The sequence below is a fragment of the Niastella sp. sgz303648 genome, from assembly GCF_059587045.1.
Map to the genome: position 1 here is coordinate 36,811 of NZ_JCAPSW010000023.1, position 16,519 is coordinate 53,329.

General features: G+C 40.5%; 17 protein-coding genes. 2 read left to right on the forward strand and 15 right to left on the reverse strand.

The features are described from left to right. The first annotated feature begins 228 nt into the window (after positions 1-228). On the forward strand, positions 229-714 hold the full coding sequence (locus AC59IL_RS35605) for a hypothetical protein (RefSeq protein ID WP_496557026.1): 486 nt from the start codon (positions 229-231) through the stop codon (positions 712-714). 113 nt (positions 715-827) lie between these two features. Here AC59IL_RS35605 and AC59IL_RS35610 read toward each other — a convergent pair whose 3' ends face one another. From AC59IL_RS35610 to AC59IL_RS35635, 6 genes are all read right to left on the reverse strand, one after another. Further along, the gene (locus AC59IL_RS35610; protein WP_496557027.1) at positions 828-1,535 is read right to left on the reverse strand and encodes a LytR/AlgR family response regulator transcription factor; all 708 of its coding nucleotides are present in this window, start codon (positions 1,533-1,535) and stop codon (positions 828-830) included. Continuing rightward, positions 1,532-2,569: a sensor histidine kinase gene (locus tag AC59IL_RS35615; protein WP_496557028.1), complete on the reverse strand. Its 1,038-nt coding sequence runs from the start codon at positions 2,567-2,569 to the stop codon at positions 1,532-1,534. Before AC59IL_RS35615 ends, AC59IL_RS35610 begins: the two co-directional genes overlap by 4 nt. A 325-nt stretch (positions 2,570-2,894) precedes the next feature. Further along, positions 2,895-5,834: an FAD-binding and (Fe-S)-binding domain-containing protein gene (locus tag AC59IL_RS35620; protein WP_496557029.1), complete on the reverse strand. Its 2,940-nt coding sequence runs from the start codon at positions 5,832-5,834 to the stop codon at positions 2,895-2,897. Between the two features lie 325 nt (positions 5,835-6,159). Beyond that, the gene (locus AC59IL_RS35625; protein ID WP_496557111.1) at positions 6,160-6,438 is read right to left on the reverse strand and encodes a GNAT family N-acetyltransferase; all 279 of its coding nucleotides are present in this window, start codon (positions 6,436-6,438) and stop codon (positions 6,160-6,162) included. A gap of 11 nt (positions 6,439-6,449) precedes the next feature. Then, entirely contained in the window at positions 6,450-6,584 is a 135-nt protein-coding gene (locus tag AC59IL_RS35630) for a hypothetical protein (protein WP_496557030.1), read from the reverse strand. A 162-nt stretch (positions 6,585-6,746) separates the two neighbouring features. Next, positions 6,747-7,025 carry a hypothetical protein gene (locus AC59IL_RS35635; protein WP_496557031.1) on the reverse strand — a complete coding sequence of 93 codons (279 nt, stop codon included), beginning with the start codon at positions 7,023-7,025 and terminating at the stop codon, positions 6,747-6,749. A gap of 318 nt (positions 7,026-7,343) precedes the next feature. Here AC59IL_RS35635 and AC59IL_RS35640 point away from each other — a divergent pair, with 318 nt between their 5' ends. After that, positions 7,344-7,562: a helix-turn-helix domain-containing protein gene (locus tag AC59IL_RS35640; RefSeq protein ID WP_496557032.1), complete on the forward strand. Its 219-nt coding sequence runs from the start codon at positions 7,344-7,346 to the stop codon at positions 7,560-7,562. A gap of 559 nt (positions 7,563-8,121) precedes the next feature. Here the strand turns inward: AC59IL_RS35640 and idi are convergent. The 9 genes from idi to AC59IL_RS35685 all read right to left on the reverse strand — a co-directional run bounded on the left by idi (position 8,122) and on the right by AC59IL_RS35685 (position 16,516). Beyond that, positions 8,122-8,667, reverse strand: coding sequence for an isopentenyl-diphosphate Delta-isomerase (idi, locus tag AC59IL_RS35645; protein WP_496557033.1), 546 nt, complete (start codon positions 8,665-8,667; stop codon positions 8,122-8,124). 485 nt (positions 8,668-9,152) lie between these two features. Continuing rightward, entirely contained in the window at positions 9,153-9,734 is a 582-nt protein-coding gene (locus AC59IL_RS35650) for an RNA polymerase sigma factor (RefSeq protein WP_496557034.1), read from the reverse strand. Positions 9,735-9,867: 133 nt separating this feature from the next. Then, a complete protein-coding gene (locus tag AC59IL_RS35655) occupies positions 9,868-10,746 on the reverse strand; it encodes a MerR family transcriptional regulator (protein WP_496557035.1) in 879 nt (292 codons plus the stop codon). A 193-nt stretch (positions 10,747-10,939) separates the two neighbouring features. Beyond that, the gene (locus AC59IL_RS35660) at positions 10,940-11,737 is read right to left on the reverse strand and encodes a transglutaminase domain-containing protein (RefSeq protein ID WP_496557036.1); all 798 of its coding nucleotides are present in this window, start codon (positions 11,735-11,737) and stop codon (positions 10,940-10,942) included. Positions 11,738-12,140: 403 nt separating this feature from the next. Further along, the gene (locus AC59IL_RS35665; RefSeq protein ID WP_496557037.1) at positions 12,141-12,881 is read right to left on the reverse strand and encodes a tyrosine-protein phosphatase; all 741 of its coding nucleotides are present in this window, start codon (positions 12,879-12,881) and stop codon (positions 12,141-12,143) included. A gap of 45 nt (positions 12,882-12,926) precedes the next feature. After that, the gene (gene fcl, locus AC59IL_RS35670) at positions 12,927-13,865 is read right to left on the reverse strand and encodes a GDP-L-fucose synthase (RefSeq protein ID WP_496557038.1); all 939 of its coding nucleotides are present in this window, start codon (positions 13,863-13,865) and stop codon (positions 12,927-12,929) included. A 27-nt stretch (positions 13,866-13,892) separates the two neighbouring features. Next, entirely contained in the window at positions 13,893-15,008 is a 1,116-nt protein-coding gene (gene gmd, locus AC59IL_RS35675) for a GDP-mannose 4,6-dehydratase (RefSeq protein WP_496557039.1), read from the reverse strand. Next, positions 14,996-15,757 carry a glycosyltransferase family 2 protein gene (locus tag AC59IL_RS35680; RefSeq protein ID WP_496557040.1) on the reverse strand — a complete coding sequence of 254 codons (762 nt, stop codon included), beginning with the start codon at positions 15,755-15,757 and terminating at the stop codon, positions 14,996-14,998. Before AC59IL_RS35680 ends, gmd begins: the two co-directional genes overlap by 13 nt. A gap of 21 nt (positions 15,758-15,778) precedes the next feature. Then, positions 15,779-16,516, reverse strand: coding sequence for a holo-ACP synthase (locus AC59IL_RS35685; protein ID WP_496557041.1), 738 nt, complete (start codon positions 16,514-16,516; stop codon positions 15,779-15,781). Positions 16,517-16,519: the final 3 nt, after the last annotated feature.

Here is a 16,519-nt window from a genome sequence, read left to right on the forward strand (position 1 = left end):
AAGAGGAAGTTCAGGCGGTTGCTAACAGTATTCTAATTTAAGTAAAATTAATTGATTGTATACTCCATTTTTTTATATACGAAAGCCGGCAATAACACAATAAAAAAATTCCTTCAAAAACCCGCAGTTTGGGCGGTTTGAACCGGTAAAAATCTATTTTTAGCAAGGATTTTGTATATGTATAAGTAATACCCGTATCCCTACGGGCTATACCCAAAAAAAATTTACATGAAAAAAATCAGTTTAATTATTGGTTGCCTTTGCCTGGCATCTGTTTCTATGGCCCAGTTAAGAGCCTCTGTAACCTGCCCCGCCTTTGAGGTTGACATTATTGACGGAAAAGTGAATGGGTTTAGACCAAATGTGGTTGCCGGACAAATAAAAAGCAAATTTCCCTGCTTTACCAGCACCACTACCGATAGTACCAAATGCGGCGAAGGTATATTTTATAAAGACAAGGGCATTTCGTTTTACACGACAAGAGATTATGTTGAGATCAACGAAAGCTTTAAAGGTAAGCTCAGCGTACCTTTAATAGGCGCCGTTCGAGGAAGCTTATTTAAAGTATTGGGGAACCCGAAAATGAAAGATGCCACCTGGGATGCGTATCAAATGTCCTATGGCACACTGGTACTACATTTCAATAAAGCCAATAAAGTTCGGTTAATACAATTCAGCACCAATAGCACAGATCTGCTAAGCCTGTGCGAGTAAAGCCCGAAAGACCGAAAAGACCGAAAGTCCGAAAGAAAGATGCCTTATGACATCTTTCTTTCGGACTTTCCGACTTTCAGGCTTTTCTGACTTCAGACTTCCACTTTCCGACCTCACTCTACCAATTTCAAAAACTGTTGCTTATAGTTTCTTCCTATTGGTAATGAAAACGATTGTACATGTACTTCTTCATTATTGTAGCTAACGATCTTATCAACCGATACGATATAAGATTTATGAATACGCACAAACCTGTTCTCGGGTAATTTTTCTTCCATATAACCTATACGCTGATAAGTAATAACCGAGCGGCCGGCGGTTACGATTTTCACATAATCCTTAATGCTTTCGATATAAATGATCTCTTTCAGGAATATTTTAATCAGGTCTTTATTCACCTTAAAATACATATAGGCTTTTTCAAAAGCTTCTTCGTTATTTTCACTGGCAGGCGGTTGCTTTAATACATTGTACTGGTGATATTTTGAAATGGATTTTAAAAAACGTTCGAAGGAGATAGGTTTTACGAGGTAATCGAGCACATCGAGTTCAAAACCTTCTACGGCAAATTCACGAAAGGCGGTGGTGAGTATAATACGGGGTCGGTCCTGAAGCGATTTAATCAGCTCAAGCCCGTTCATTCGCGGCATTTGTATATCCAGAAAAAGAATATTAACCTTATGCTTTTGAATAAAAGCAAATGCGTCGAGGGCATTGCTACATTGCCCAAGAATTTCCAGATCGTCCATTTTTTCAATGTATGAAGCAAGCAACTCTCTGGCAGGAGGTTCATCATCAACTATCAGGCATTGTATTTTCACCTTACCGCTTTTTTAATTTTTAATACGGTTAAAAACGACTGACCTTCACTCAGGTATTTAAATTCATGCCTGTCGGGATATAATATTTCCAGCCGCTTTTTAACATTCTCCAAACCGATACCCTTATATACGGCATGCCCGTTCAGCGATTCTGCCACCCGGCTGTTTTCGATTTTCACCGTCAGCCAGTCTTCTTTAACTGTAAGGTCTATGCGTATCCAGCTATTGCCCACATTATTACTGATACCGTGTTTAAAACTATTTTCAACCAGCGGTAAAATTAAAAATGGCGGAATACTAAAAGAATCAACTGCATCGAAACAGTTCACGGCCACATCCAATCTTTCGCCATACCTTATTTTTTCCAATTCAATATAGTTGTGTATGTATTCCATTTCTTTACTCACAGGGATATACTCCTGCTTACTATCGTATAACATGTAACTCAGCAACGACGACAACCGGTAAATAAGGTCAGAAGTTTTTGGATTGTTTTTGAGCGATAGTGAATAGATGTTATTAAGCGTATTGAAAATAAAATGGGGCTGTACCTGGCTCTTTAATAATTCAAGCTGCGCCTCGGCCTTATCGCGTTGCAGCTCCTGTGCCAGCCGTTGCTGTTCGTACCAGGCACGCCGAAAATAAAACATGGTATACAAAGCAACGATCAGATAAATATTTACGGCTTCGATAATAATTTTCGGAATAAACAAAAACGGCATCGAATTGCCTTCAGGATAATAAGTAGGATATGTATAATAGTAATTGAACGAACGGCGAATGAGTGTAAACACTATCGCACTAACAATAAAGCCGATCCAGAAGGCGGTTTTTCTTTTTTTTAAAAAATACCGTTTTATCAACACCTGTGTAGTGAACCAGGTAGCCAAACCGGCAATAGGAACAATTACCGATGCATTGATCAGGTAACGGTGATATTCATTGGCAATAGAAGCAACTCCTATCCATTCGTACAAAAAGTACAGCAGCCAGAACAAAACCGTTAACCTTACATTGCCTTTGTTGTAGTTCATGCCCACATAATTCTCTTCGAAATTACCTCTTAATCAGGATAAGGCCGGCGGTTCTTAGACAAACGACGGTTTAGCACCACAAACGGCAAGTCGCTGTGCCAGCGCCCTGAATATCCCGCAAGGCTGGACTTAAAAAGAATATCCTTCGACCTTACTCAGGAGGAAAAGATCCATTGATATATTTAAAAATTATGGTCTGTCTGTGAACAATGAGTTTTTGGTAAACTATCTTCTCTCCGACGGAAGGCTTCTATACCTTTTCGCTAAAATGAAAAAGTCCCGCAAAGCGGGACAAATAACGTAAATGAAAATTTTTATTAATCTCTTAAACCAGGGCTTCATACAACACCTCAACCGGATGCAGCGCCTTACGACCCGTACCATCTTTTACCTGATGGCGGCAACTGGTGCCGGGGGCCGCAATAATTACATCGTCGGACTGCCGGCGAACGGTTGGAAATAACACCAACTCCCCTATTTTCATCGATAAATCGTAGTGCTCTTTTTCATACCCAAATGAACCCGCCATACCGCAACAGCCCGAAGGAATGTTTTGTACAGTATAATTCACCGGCAACGACATCATTTTTGCAGAATGGGTTACCGACGACAATGCTTTTTGCTGACAATGCCCGTGCAATTGAATAACCCGTTTTTCGGTAGTGAACTGCTCCTTACGTATGGCGCCTTTTTCAATTTCACGGGCAATAAATTCTTCAACAGTAAAAACATGTTGAGCCAGCTGCCTTGCTTTTTCAAGCTGTTCATCGGTAGCAAGGTCAATATATTCATCGCGAAAAGTAAGAATGGCCGAGGGTTCAATGCCTATCAGCGGTGTTTCATCGGTAATAACAGAATGTAACAGGGCTATATTTTTATTGGCAATTTCTTTTGCTTTTCGCAACAGGCCCTTTGATAGCCAGGCACGCCCGCTTTCGATATGATTGGGAATAACTACTTCGTATCCCAGCTTCTGCAACAACAAAACGGCTTTAATACCAATTTCGGTATCATTATAATTGGTAAACTCATCGCAAAACAGGTATACCCGGTTACCGGTTGCCGGTTTTCCGTTTCCGTTTTTTTGTTCGCCTGCCAACCCCTTTTGCCTTTTAAACCAGCTATGTAAAGTGGTTTTATACATCGTTGGCATGCTGCGCTTCACTGCAAAACCCGAAAACTGTTTTATCCATTTGCTCACAACCTTATTGGTCATGGCAAAATTGTATAAACCGGGAACCAGTGCGCCCAGCTTTGCCGAAGCCGAAAAACCGGCAATCAGTTTTGCTCTGAAGGGAACCCCATTGGCATCGTAATAGTGTTGTAAAAATTCAGCTTTCAGCTTAGCCACATCTACGTTCGAGGGGCATTCTGATTTACAACCTTTACAGCTCAGGCACAGGTCCATCACCTCATAAATTTCTTTATGATCAAAGCGATTCACCTTATCGGAACGGGTGAGCATTTCGCGCAAAATATTAGCACGGGCACGTGTGGTATCTTTTTCATTTCGGGTAGCCATAAAAGATGGACACATGGTTCCACCCGATAAATGTGTTTTACGGCAATCGCCCGATCCATTGCATTGTTCGGCATGCTGCAACACATCCTGATTATGAAAACGGAATACCGTTTTAAATGGAGGAGTTTGTTGCCCCGGTGTATACCGAAGCATGCTGTTCATAGATGGCGTATCTACGATTTTATTGGGATTGAAAATATTATGCGGGTCCCAGGTATATTTGATCTGCTTTAACAGCTGATAATTTTTTTCGCCAACCATTTGCGGTATAAACTCTCCCCGCAGGCGGCCATCGCCGTGCTCACCGCTTAATGAGCCGGAATATTTTTTAACCAGCGTGGCAATTTCTTCGGCAATGGTGCGAAATAATTCGTTGCCTTCTTTGGTTTTTAAATTAATGATGGGCCGCAAATGTATTTCGCCCGAACCGGCATGGGCATAATGCACCGAATACAGGTTGTATTTTTTCAGAATTTCATTAAAATCGCGAATGTATGCGGGCAAATCGTTCACATCTACGGCAGTATCTTCAATAACAGGTACCGCCTTTTCATCACCGGGTAAATTGCCCAGCAAACCAAGACCGGCTTTGCGTAAAGTCCATATTTTTTTGGTGTCATCGCCAAATAATAACGGGAAGTGATATCCTAAGCCGGCAGCCCGCATATCGGCTTCTACCTTTTTAGCAATTTCAGTGATCTCTTCGCGGTTGTTACGGGCAAACTCAATAACCAAAATGGCACCGGGGTCGCCCTGTACAAAAAACCGGTTTTTGCGTTGCTCAATATTGTCTTTGGTGCATTCAAGAATGTAATGATCAATCAGTTCACTGGCGCTGGGATTGTATTGCAGGGCAATTAAATTGGCGCGCAGCGATTCATCTATCGAATTAAAATGAACGCACAGCAGGCCGGTTTCTTTCGGCGGCAGCGGTACCACATTCAACTTAATTTCTGTAATAAATGCCAGGGTGCCTTCTGAACCCGCAATCAGTTTACAGAAATTAAAATCGGGCCCGCCGGCTGTAAATGGCGCTGATTCGAGCAAAACATCTACGGCATAGCCTGTATTTCTTCTTTCAACACTTTTCTTGGGAAATTCTTTTCGTATTTCAACCTGGTTGTTATAATCACTCAACAGGCTGCGAACGGTTTTATAAATATTCGCTTCGAGCGTTGTGCCTTCGCACCGGGCATGAAACTCATCGATATTTATTGTAGAGAAGGTGGTTTCGGAACCATCGCTCAGCAACGCTTTCACTTCGAGCAAATGTTCGCGCGTGCTGCGGTAAACCACCGAATTGGATCCGCATGAATTGTTGCCCACCATACCGCCGATCATTGCCCTGTTGGCAGTAGAGGTTTCAGGACCAAAAAACAGGCCGTGCGGCTTCAGGAACATGTTCAGTTCGTCGCGGATAACGCCGGGCTGAACCCGTACCCAATTTTCGGCCGTATTTAATTCAAGTATCTGGTTCAGGTTTTTCGAAACATCTACCACAATACCATTGCCCACCACCTGGCCGGCCAGCGAAGTTCCTGCTGTTCGGGGTATCAGGGAAGTTTTTTGGGCATGTGCAAAGGCAATCAGCTTCTTAATATCATTTACCGACCTGGGAATAGCAACAGCAAGGGGCATTTCGCGGTAGGCCGAGGCGTCTGTGGCATATAAAACCCGCATGGTTTTATCAAAATACAACTCTCCTTCGAGGTCCGCGGCCAACTGCTGTAAAGAATTGTTCATGAATCTATTTCTTTGATTGGGCGACCGCAAATTTACTGGCTTTACAGGTGGTTTGGCGCAGAGATGGAAAATATTAGAAAATTTCAAAAAATCGATTCAAGAGGCATTAACGGTGCATACCGCGCTGACCAGATTAATCAAAGGAAAGCAGCCCGGCGCTGGCTCTTTGATCCTTAAAGAGTAATATGGGCCGCTCTTTTTTAAACCAGCCGTTCCATTTTAACCCAATCGTGGGGTACGCCGTTTAAATCGAAAGTTTCGATGTACTGCAGCCGTTTTTAGCAAAACATTTCGCGAAGCCATATTTTGAATGTCGGCCATAGCATTATATCACCGGCAGGTTTAACGTAGTAAAGCCATATTCAAGCACTGCTTTTGCCGATTCGGTGGCATATCCCTTTTGCCAGTGTTTTTTCAGCAGCCGGTAACCCAGGTCGTAGTAATTAATGTGGCCGTTGGTAAGCTCTTTCACCAGCTTCAATCCCGACCAGCCCACAAAATCACCGGTTGCCTTTTCAATAACGGCCCATCGTCCAATGCCATTTTGAACATACTGGTCGCGAATAAAGGCAATTACCTGCCGGGCTTCATCTATTGTTGCAATGGGTTTGTTGCCTAAATATCTAGGACTTCTGCATTGGCATCCAGTTCAAACATACCTGTTGCATCGGAAGGCATCAGCTCCCGTAATATCAACCGGTTTGTTTCGATAAATACCTGCATGATTTGCATGCCGTTTAATTTACGCAAACAGCATAGCTTTGGAAGATAAAGAATTTTAGTTGTTCAGAATTAAGTTTGTAATTCGGGTAAACAGATTAAAAACGGGCAGTAATGAAAGCGCTTTACTAAGTGTGTGTAGTGTTGTGAACTAAAAGCATAAGAGGCGCAGGGATCAAAAGGGCCTGCCATTTAAATCTCAGTTCGTTGATTGATCAAAAAGGCCGCTTCAACCAATGCTTCCATCTTTTCGTAAAAATAAATATGGTCATTGCGTTGTTTGCCTTCCTGAGAAATACTGCGGCTGCTGCTAACAATTTCCACCATCCACTTCCATAAAATTTCGCGTACTTCCTGTAAATGATACGATTCAAAAAAGGTTTCGATAACCAGTCGTGGATTCTGGCGTTCCTCTTCAGTTAATCGCAGGGGTTGATTATACCAGTCAGGATGTTTGTTAAGAGCCCGCATAACAAATTAGTTAAAATGTGAAGGAATAAACATACAAACAACAGCTACCGGCTTAAAAAAAGTATAGGTATAACCGTTGTTTTCCCTGTTACTGGCATGTAGTGACCAATCAACAAAACCAATGTATAAACATAGATTTATGCTGCCCCTGTTGCCTGATACTGCCGGTTTTTGGGAAACCCGGGCTTGCAAATTGCGTTTATTGCAACCCGCAAAGTAAATGTGTAAACGAAGATAATAAAAATTTTAATATGATGTAGTATAGCCCAGCTAAAAAATTAAAAAAAAATTTCATCTTGACATTAAATAAATCATCCATTGGTTGCTAACCACCAGATATTAAAAACCTTTGGCGCCAATTTGCGCCGCATACGCAATGAGAAAGGCTTAAGCCAGCGCGATTTATACGCTCTTTGCAATATTGATAATGCCGAAATAAGCAGAATGGAAAATGGCGAAGTAAATGTTACCCTCAATACACTTGCTCAGCTATCAGAGGCCCTTGATATTCCTGCCTGGATGTTACTGCAGCAATAATAATATAACGATCCGTTACAAACGCCAAAGAAAGTATCATAATAAAAAAACCCCCTGAATCGGGGGCTTTAGGTCATTTAACGAAGGTTGTTCGTATTTGATCTTTCATATTATTGGATATTCATAACCTTTTAAAGGTTCTGGGTAAGCGCTCTGGTTTATAGGATATCGGAAAAAAACGGGGCTTGTTTTAAGGTCATTGGATTTTATATATCAAAATTAGTTTCGCAAATGCAGGTTTCTAAGCATTCGCTTAAAGAATTTGGCAAAATGATCAATTTGCTTACCGGCTTCTAAGGGTGTTTTTGTAATAAGAGCAAAAATTACACTTAAACCGTTGTTGATACGGTATCCCTGATTTAAGTTATTCACATTCAGCAGCAGCTATTAACTGCTGCAGCAGCCATTATTATAATGAACAGCAACAAGTTTTATTGCAATACCGGAAAGATGTTTATTCGATGGGAAAATTATTTCAAATCACGTTGAATTGGTAAAACGGCCGCACGATGCGCAACATATGTACGAAGCGCCGTTTATCAGGTGATAAAATTTTTATTTATTGCAAAACTTTTTTCTCAAGATTTTCCATAGCCCATTGCTGTACTTTGGGAAAAGCAATGCCAAACCAGGTTGTATATTTTTGGGGATGTGAAAGCAGGGTGGTATTTATTTCTTCAAGACTTTTATAGCAGTAATCTTTTACTTCTGCGGGGTCGGGTAGCATTTTACCCTCATAAATGCCTACAAAAACATGGTCAAATTCATATTCGGTCAATCCATGTTCAAATTCGCACTGGTAAACAAAATCAAATATTTTTTCGAGCGATGTGGTAAAGCCCATTTCTTCATGCAAACGGCGTGTAGCGGCATCAAGCGTGTCTTCGCCCGGCGCAGGGTGGCTGCAGCAGGCATTCGTCCATAAGCCACCGCTGTGATATTTGCCCAGGGCCCGCTGTTGCAATAACATTTCGCCTTTGTTATTAAAAATAAATATGCTAAAGGCGCGGTGCAACACGGCTTTGCGGTGGGCTTCCATTTTTTCCATCACGCCCATCGGTTCGTCGTGCTCATTCACCAATATCACGTCGGTTGCTTTAATCATAATACAAAGTTGCTAAATTAAATTTAATTGAAAACATTCCCTGCCTGCAACCCTGCACTTGTTTTTCAATATATGTATGAAATCAATACGGGCGGTATTTGCATTGGCTTTCTGGCTTTACTCAACTAAGCTGCCTTTGTGTTTTAAAGCAACATATAAGCCAGACTGGGATATTGATAGGGCAAACCCCACCGGGTAATTATATCAACCGGCTTTTTAACTTTCATTTATCAATACAGGGTAACCGAAATAATTGATGTGCCGGGCTAAAAAGGGAATCAAACTAATATTGTGAAGGAAAAGAAAGCTAACAATAATTTATCCGGCATAGAAGTTCACCACCCGGTGTGTGTACCGTGCTGCTGCACGTGCAACCGGTTAATGAGGTTGGTTTTGAAGGCGCACAAGGCTTTTTTGCTGCTCCGGAGCAGTTACTTCTTACAAATTCCCCTCCCTTTACGGCATAAACGGGTTCAGGCTAATCTTTAATAGCGTTCAATTTGCGTTTTCAATAATTTACGCGCAAAGTGAATACGGCTTTTAATAGTTCCCAAAGGTTCGCCAAGCATGTCTGCTATTTCATGGTATTTAAAGCCATCAAAATACAGCAGAAAAGGATTTCTGAATATTTGAGGCAAATTATGAATAGCTTCCTGGATATCTTTTAAACGCAAAGTTGATTCAGCATTGTTTGCTACAACACTTTGGTTTTGGTTAATCAGAAAATCATTAGGAGTACTATCAAAAATAGTATTCTGTTTAACTTTTCTCCGATAATTATTAATAAAGATATTTCGCATGATAGTATACAGCCACGCCTTGATATTGGTGCCTACACTATACTTGTCTTTGTTGGACAATGCACGAAACAACGTTTCCTGGAACAGGTCTTTCGCTGCTTCAGAGTCTCTCGTCAGCGTTATAGCAAACGGTTTTAAAAACTCCGCATTGTTCACCAGCATTTGATTGAATTCCACCGTCGACATAAAAAAGTTGTTTAAATATATACAGTACAAATTTAAACAGATATTGGATAATGGAAAAATTCCCGGGATTAATAATTCCATAATAAAATATTACACCAGCCCGGGTATGACATTACAGAAAGAATTATCCCCTATTAAGGTTGACGTTTGTTAGGCAGAAATATTTGTTAATAAATTACAAAAGCGGCTCTCAGTTAACATATTATGAATTTTCCTAAAGCACCGCAATAAATTCCAATACTTCGGGAAGCGACCTTTTAAGCACTACCCCGGCGGGCAATTTTTTGAGGTTGCATTGGGTTAACTGGCCCGAAACAATGATCTGTACGCGGGGAACGTGGTACCTTATTTTAAGGAGGAATTTTTCAAAATTAAAATTACCCGCTATGCAGGTGAGGTGGGTATACAGGTAGTCGGGCTGCTTGCAGTTAATGATAAATTCGAGGTCGTGAAAAGGCACATTGGCGCCCAGGTAAATGACCTGTACGCCCCGGCTTTTCAGCAAATAATAGGTATACAATAATCCTAATTCGTGGTATTCGCCTTCGGGCAAAAAGAGGATCACTTTTTTATTTACGCTTATGTGCGATACAACGCTTTCGATACCAACGATCAGCTTTTGCCTGATAATATTGGTAACAACATGCTCCTGAGAGGGGTGAATATGGCTGGCCTGCCACAGTATGCCGATTTTATCGAGGAAGGGAAAGATCAAAAAACTGATGGTTTTATCAATGCCTTTTGCCATGATGTAATTATCGAGCACATCCTCGAATTTTTCAAGGTCGAGATCGATCATGTATTGCAAAAGGTCATTTACCAGGCGTTCCTGCTGCGCCTCGGCATGAGAAAGGGAAACTATTTTTTCCCTCACCTCCTGTGAACTCATTCTGTCTATATGGGAAATTTTATACCCGTATTTGTTCAACAAGGCGATATTCAGCACAATTTTCAGCTCTTCATTGGTGTAGTACCTGATATTTGTGGAGGTTCGCTGGGGACGTAAAAACGAATAGCGCTGTTCCCATATACGGATCGTGTGAGCTTTAATGCCCGACAGATTCTCCAGATCCTTTATAGTGAACGCATTCATATATAATTAACTACAAAGTGCAATATTAAATTGTTTAAGTAAAACAGAAGAAACTTTAAACCAATATGTTAAATGGCTAATGGGATTGGCAGGCTACAGGTAAAACTGAACCGGGGAATGATTCAGACAAAACTATCTGAATCATTCCCCGGTTCCGACTGTCAAATAATGTGCTTATTTGTAACAAAAAACGTTATACTCTATTGGCGACTGTTTTGCCAGCTATCACTGAAGGAATGCTTTTTTCATGAAACAAATCGGGAAAATAAATGGTAAATAAACTCCGGTTCCTCTGAAAAGACCTTCGCATCATCATTATAACAAGCGTGAGATATAAAATGGCTGTTATTTGAAATAATACATTAAACTTTCTTAAGAGATAAGTTCGTACAGAAAAATTTTCCGCTTCCTCCCGGCCTATAAATACCGATAAAATATTTTTTATCAATGGCATTACCAAAGGAATTTTATTCCAGTTGGTATATCGTACTCCCTGGTAGTTATAATTTGAATTGTAATTGCCGGGTACCTGGTTTTTATAAAAATCCCAGTTACTCATAACATCAGCAAAGCTGGCCAAGTCGCCATTCGGCTTTTTAAAATGCAAATCATAAGAACCATCCAGCACTACCCACCCTTTCGATGTTTTTGCTTCTACAAGAATGTGTCCGCCGTACCTTCCATTCACTTTCATTTGTGCAATGCGATTCGGAATATTTAATTCTTTCAGTATAGCGCTTAAAATATAAGCATAACTTCCACAAGCGCCTTTGGTAGTCATTAAATCAACCGTAACAGGATGAATCAGAGACGATTCTATAGAACTTATTTCCTTATTCTGAAAAATAAATGAGCGGGTTTGTCCAAGGTACCAGGTAAGATGTAAACTCTTCAGTAAAAGATCTTCTTCCCTATTGGCGGTTATTTGCGCTTTATCACTTATATAACCGGCCATAGCTTTAACAAGCTGTTTCTCATAACTGTCTTCCATATAAAAGTATAATAGACAAGCTAACAGGAAACCATTCAAAAAAAACAGACTATACCTACTACGCAGTACTTTACGAATAAAGTGTGCGAAAATTCTTCGCGATAGTTTCAAAGATTTCAGATTTAGAGGGTAAACAAATAGGGGCAATCCGTTCACATATATACAAAATCATAACCTTCTCATTATTTAGCTACTGATTATGTATAATGTGGCTGTAAGACTTTTAGTCGGCTGCAAAGTTTATTTAAATTTTTAATTTTTATTACTCTTTAACAGTTTTTTAATCCAGCAAACACAATAATTATCATATAATATATAATACATATAAGTGTTTATATGTATTTACAACACCCAACCTGTTAGTTGTATACGAAATCGAACGATTAAGTAAAGAGAAAAATAATTACAGAGAAGGATTTAAAAGCTGGCCACTATCGAGTAGAAATTGTACCGGCTCTAAATGGGACCCGGCCGACTGCAGTGCATGTAGGTGGCGAAAGTGATGGCAATCGGTGCCCAGTAGATTTATATATTGCTTATTGATGAGGTAATGGGCCAGTTGCAGCGAAGCTTTTCCATAATAGCCCGTAAGTGATAAGATATTCAGCTGAAAATAACATCCGGCATTTTTGAGCTCATCGTACCACTTTTTATCGGCCATAAAGTACAGATAACGTTCGGGATGTGCCAATACCGGCTGATATCCCTTCATCTGCATATTAAACAGCTTGTCTTTAAAGTTAAGCGGGGTAGTAACAAACGAAAATTCAACCAATACCCAGTTTTTGTGTAGGGTTAGCAGCGGTGCATTGCTTTGCAGTAATTCATCGAAATGATCGTCTAAAAAATATTCAGCAGCCGATTTAACCGGAACATCTATATTATTTTGCTTTAATGCCTGTTGCAATTGTTGATGGGCAGTAAAAATGGTTCCTACATCATTTTTATACATATCCCACAGAATATGTGGAGTAGTGATAAATTTTTTATACCCCAGCTCCTGCAAACCGGCAATTAGTTCCAGTGAGGTTTCTGTATCGGGCGAACCGTCGTCGATGCCCGGCAACAAATGCGAGTGCATATCGGTTCCGACACCACTCAGGTCAACGGGCGTTCTTTTCTTTTTTTTGAAAATAGAAAACATGCAATAGGTTCCCCCCTTTTAAAAACAGTAAAGATTCACCTAAAATTAAGCAACCGGCGAATATAATTGCGAAAACTCCTTGTACACTTTTTCGATTCCCTCACGTAAATCAATCCGGGCTTTCCAACCCAGTTTATGCAATTTTTGTACATCCATCAGTTTGCGCGGCGTACCATCGGGTTTATTTAAATCATGTTCGATGGTTCCTTTATAATCCACTACATCCTTAATTAATAAAGCAAGATCTTTTATTGTAATATCTTCACCCGTACCAATATTCACGAATCCCGGTTCATTGTAGTTTTGCATTAAAAAATAACAGGCATCTGCCAGGTCATCGGCATGCAAAAACTCCCGCCGGGGTTGCCCCGTTCCCCACATTACCACAGCCGGATCATTTTTTAGTTTTGCTTCATGAAACTTTCTGATCAGGGCCGGCAATACGTGCGAGGTTTCAAGACTGTAATTATCATTCGGACCGTATAAATTGGTAGGCATTACCGAAATAAAATTACATCCGTATTGCGAACGGTAAGCATCGCACATTTTAATACCGGTTATTTTTGCTATAGCATAGGGTTCATTGGTAGATTCCAGTTCACCTGTAAGCAAATAATCTTCCTTCAATGGCTGAGGAGCCAGCTTTGGATAAATACACGACGAACCAAGGAACATGAGCTTTTTAACACCATTCTCGTAAGAAGCATGAATGATGTTGGTTTGTATCATAATATTATCGTAAATAAACTCTGCACGATAGGTATTATTTGCCAGTATACCGCCCACTTTAGCAGCCGCCACAAATACATAATCAGGCTTTTCGTGTTGCGTAAAATCCTGTACAGCCTGCTGATTACGCAGGTCGAGCTCAGCCGATGTACGCAGCAATAAGTTATTAAATCCTTCCTTTTGTAACTTCCTTACAATAGCCGAGCCTACCATGCCCCGGTGGCCGGCAACATATATTTTAGCTGTTTTTTCCACGATAACAAATGTTAATTGTGTAACTATCTATTCAAACTGATTGCGAACATAATATCCTGAATCCTGCAACAACTTTTCTTTTTTGAACAATTCAACATCGTTGGCTACCATTTCTTTTACCAGCGCAGCGAGGTCATATTTAGGTTTCCAACCCAGTTGATTTTGTGCTTTTGAAGGGTCGCCTATCAACAGGTCTACTTCGGTAGGTCGGTAATATCTTTTATCAACCGCCACTACTTCCTTACCGATCTCTAATTTAAAGTCGGGATTGTTGCAGGCTTTTACTACTGCGATTTCATTTTCGTTCTTTCCTTTAAACTCCAGCTCAATGCCCACTTCGGAAAATGCCATTCTTACAAATTCACGAACCGGCGTTGTAACCCCTGTAGCTATAACATAATCTTCGGGTTTTGGTTGTTGCAAAATAAGCCACATGGCTTCAACATAATCTTTTGCATGGCCCCAGTCGCGCTGTGCATCCAGATTTCCCAAATAAATTTTATCCTGCAGGCCCAGGGCTATTTTAGCCACTCCACGGGTAATTTTTCGGGTTACAAATGTTTCGCCACGCAAAGGCGATTCGTGATTGAAAAGAATTCCGTTTACAGCATACATATTATATGCCTCGCGATAGTTAACGGTAATCCAGTAAGCATACAATTTAGCAACCGCATACGGCGAACGTGGATAGAAAGGCGTTGTTTCAGACTGGGGTACAGCCTGTACCAAACCATATAGTTCAGAAGTAGAAGCCTGATAAACCTTTGTTTTTTGTGTTAATCCCAGTAATCTTACGGCTTCCAGTATACGTAACGTGCCTATACCATCGGCATTGGCAGTATATTCGGGCGTTTCAAAGCTCACATGCACATGGCTCATGGCAGCGAGGTTATAAATTTCATCGGGCTGTGTTTCCTGAATAATGCGAATGAGGTTGGTTGAATCGGTCAGATCACCATAATGAAGTGTTAAATGCACATTTTTTTCATGGGGATCCTGGTATAAATGATCAATCCGTTCGGTATTGAATAAGGAACTTCTACGTTTAATGCCATGTACAATATATCCTTTCTTTAATAACAGATCGGTTAAATAAGCTCCATCCTGTCCGGTTACACCAGTAACCAATGCTACTTTTGCCATATGTTAATCGGGTTGAATTGTAAAACTTTTCGCAATGGTTTTAACCACGTTGTAAAAAAATAAGGTTTTAAATTATTCAATTTCCAGGCCATTTGATCTTCATGGTTTGCTTTGAGCCTGTTTTTCAGTGAAGCATTGCTCATGCCACCTGCTCGCATTTTCACCAACACTTCGGGAATGTACTTTACACAGGCGTTGTGCTTTAACAAAAAACGCAACATCAATTCGTAATCGGCCGCTGATCGCAGTGTAGTGTTGAACAGCCCATATTTTTCATACATATGCCGGCGCACAAAAAAGGTAGGATGTGGGGGCATCCAACCGTAATACAAATATTTTTGCTGAAAGGTGCCTGACCGCCAGGTACGAGTAATTACTTCCACATTTTCTGATTTCACGTATTGCAAATCCCCATATACTGCTTCAACAGAAGGATCTTCAAAAGCAGTGGCAACCTTTGAAAGAATAGCTGGCCCCGTATAAAAATCATCTGAATTTAAAATACCAATTACCTCCCCGGTTGCCTGTTTTACGCCTTTATTCATGGCATCGTAAATGCCATTATCTTTTTCAGAAATCACTTTTGCAACATGCCCGAATTCCTGAACTATTTGTAAAGTATTGTCTTTTGATAAACCGTCCACAACAATATGTTCAACAAAAGGATATTGCTGACCGGCAATACACGACAAAGTATCGCGAACGGTTGCGGCACTGTTGTAGGTTGCTGTAATGATTGAGATTTTCATTTACTCCGCTATTGAGCGCATTCACTTCTGCAAAGCAACAAAAAGTGCAACTAAAGCAATCAGAAAAGAAATTAAAAATAGCCAAACCACTTTATTGGAGCGGGCAGCAGTTTGTTGCATAATAATCTGATCCTGAACTTTTTTCATTAAAGGCTCAGAGCCGGTTTGTAACGCAACTGCAATGGCCAGCCCTCCCGAGTGCGATATGGATAAATAAAAACCGGGATGGGCGGGCCTTCCTTCGGCCTGGTGATCAATTACAATAGCATTAAATGGTTTATTGCTATTTATATTGTTCGCTTTTACAATAGCTTCCTTGGCGGCAAATAAACCGGCAAATGACGCATATGGATCGGGTTGTAAAATACAATACGCTATTTCAGATGAAGAAAAATTCATTTTGTAAAATTCATCTTCCCTGAAGTCGTTTGTTTTTGGCATGGCATCAATCTGCTCTATATCAATTCCTACGGCAGGTCCGGCTTCATTGCCTGATACAAAATAGCCGTTTGCCTTAACATCTGCTGCTACAACAAATGATGTACTCCCATTTCCATTTACCCTTTGTAACAGATCGCCAAATCTTTTTACGCTCCAGTAATCTTCAACAATAATTCCTTCTTCGGCCAGTTTTGCATACATTCTATGCAAGGTAATAGAGCTGCTTACCGATGAGCGGTCGATGACTGTATCGACCGAAATTTGCTCAGCAGGAAAATTTATAAACCCGGAAAGTATATTCTTTATTTTTTCCTCCATAAA

Coding starts and splice junctions, on each gene's coding strand:
- AC59IL_RS35605 (WP_496557026.1), top strand. CDS start 229: ATGAAAAAAATCAGTTTAATTATTGGTTGCCTTTGCCTGGCATCTGTT.
- AC59IL_RS35615 (WP_496557028.1), bottom strand. CDS start 2,569: ATGAACTACAACAAAGGCAATGTAAGGTTAACGGTTTTGTTCTGGCTG.
- AC59IL_RS35620 (WP_496557029.1), bottom strand. CDS start 5,834: ATGAACAATTCTTTACAGCAGTTGGCCGCGGACCTCGAAGGAGAGTTG.
- AC59IL_RS35635 (WP_496557031.1), bottom strand. CDS start 7,025: ATGCGGGCTCTTAACAAACATCCTGACTGGTATAATCAACCCCTGCGA.
- idi (WP_496557033.1), bottom strand. CDS start 8,667: ATGATTAAAGCAACCGACGTGATATTGGTGAATGAGCACGACGAACCG.
- AC59IL_RS35650 (WP_496557034.1), bottom strand. CDS start 9,734: ATGGAATTATTAATCCCGGGAATTTTTCCATTATCCAATATCTGTTTA.
- AC59IL_RS35655 (WP_496557035.1), bottom strand. CDS start 10,746: ATGAATGCGTTCACTATAAAGGATCTGGAGAATCTGTCGGGCATTAAA.
- AC59IL_RS35660 (WP_496557036.1), bottom strand. CDS start 11,737: ATGGAAGACAGTTATGAGAAACAGCTTGTTAAAGCTATGGCCGGTTAT.
- AC59IL_RS35665 (WP_496557037.1), bottom strand. CDS start 12,881: ATGTTTTCTATTTTCAAAAAAAAGAAAAGAACGCCCGTTGACCTGAGT.
- gmd (WP_496557039.1), bottom strand. CDS start 15,008: ATGGCAAAAGTAGCATTGGTTACTGGTGTAACCGGACAGGATGGAGCT.
- AC59IL_RS35680 (WP_496557040.1), bottom strand. CDS start 15,757: ATGAAAATCTCAATCATTACAGCAACCTACAACAGTGCCGCAACCGTT.
- AC59IL_RS35685 (WP_496557041.1), bottom strand. CDS start 16,516: ATGGAGGAAAAAATAAAGAATATACTTTCCGGGTTTATAAATTTTCCT.